This window comes from Streptomyces sp. NPDC004561 (genome assembly GCF_053602155.1).
Genome location: NZ_JBSGDB010000936.1, coordinates 1 through 1,113, shown reverse-complemented (window position 1 = coordinate 1,113; position 1,113 = coordinate 1). Strand labels below are relative to the sequence as shown.

Sequence of the window (1,113 nt, the reverse complement as noted above, 5' to 3'; positions counted from 1 at the left end):
GCACCTGGAGGCCCTGCCGCAGGCTGGGCGCGGGCGGGAGGGGCACCAGCGGCACCCGCTCGCCGGCGCGGGCGCGCTGCGAGAACCAGATGATCTTGCTGCCGGTGTCGGAGGCGCAGCAGCCCCAGCCGTCGCTCATGGCGGCGATGTCCGCGAGGCAGGCCCGCAGGTCCTGGTCGGGGCGCAGATCGGGATCGTCGTCGCCGAAGGCGGTGATGAGGTGCTGGCCGTTCCACCACATCTCGATGGATGTGTGCTTGTCCGTCGCGTGCTCGTCGATCGCCCGAAGCAACAGCTCGGCGCCGTGACAGACGGGGGACACGAGGTTCTCGAGGTCCCAGTAGCGGAGGTGGGCGGCCAGGATGCGGCTGACCTGTCCCACCCGTTCCGGGCTGACTTCCACGTCGAGGTGGTAGTAGCAGGGCACTGCGGTCTTCATCGTCGCTTGCTCCTCACCGGCGAAGCTCTCGCTCCCCTCGCCCCTGTCCGGGAGGGATCCCGGACACACAGCGTGAGCGCTGATCGCTTCTGAGTCACCTCCACGGTGAGGGCACTACGCCATTCGTGCAACACGAGAACCCGGCGCCACAAATGGTTGAAGATCCAACAAGACGCTGCGTCGTCACGCGTGCACCATAAGTGAAAGCCTCGATCGCCGTAACGGTGCCGCGCCCACCCCTGCGCGGCCACCACCCGACCGTCGGGAACGCGCCCAGTCGAGAGCGTGGAAGGTGAAGAGGGCCATGCTGCTACCCGCCAAGGCCGAAGTGGCCCGGCAGTTGCGGCGTTACCGGGCGTGGGAGCGCGTGATGCTCGCCTCGCCGCACGACCGCACGGTCAGGGCCACCTTCGAGGACTCGGGTTACACGCTGTGTGTCCTGATGGGCAAACGCTGCGCCCGCGAGGCCGCGGACGCGGCGGAGCGCTATCTGCGCACCAACCTGGTCACCTACCTGCGCGAGCAGGACGGACGGCCGCAGCCACGCCGGGCGGGCAGAAGGGCGCCGCCACCGGAGCGGCGTTCCACGGCGCCAAGCCCCTGACCTGGCACCGTATCTAGGCGTTCCCCTGCGGGACCGGCGTACGCCGGCCCGTCTCTCGGATCGCGAAGCC

Annotated in this window: 2 protein-coding genes; one reads left to right on the top strand and one right to left on the bottom strand. The window is 69.5% G+C overall.

Translation table 11 applies throughout. The features are described 5' to 3' along the window. Positions 1-439, bottom strand: a 439-nt coding sequence (locus tag ACWEN3_RS46840; RefSeq protein WP_452984587.1) for a pep a2, incomplete at its 3' end; no start/stop codon positions are given. A gap of 304 nt (positions 440-743) precedes the next feature. On the opposite strand from ACWEN3_RS46840, the gene ACWEN3_RS46835 reads away from it, so the two are divergent. Beyond that, positions 744-1,043, top strand: a complete 300-nt coding sequence (locus tag ACWEN3_RS46835) for a DUF5133 domain-containing protein (RefSeq protein WP_452984585.1) — start codon at positions 744-746, stop codon at positions 1,041-1,043. Positions 1,044-1,113 lie beyond the last annotated feature (70 nt).

Coding starts and splice junctions, on each gene's coding strand:
- ACWEN3_RS46835 (WP_452984585.1), top strand. CDS start 744: ATGCTGCTACCCGCCAAGGCCGAAGTGGCCCGGCAGTTGCGGCGTTAC.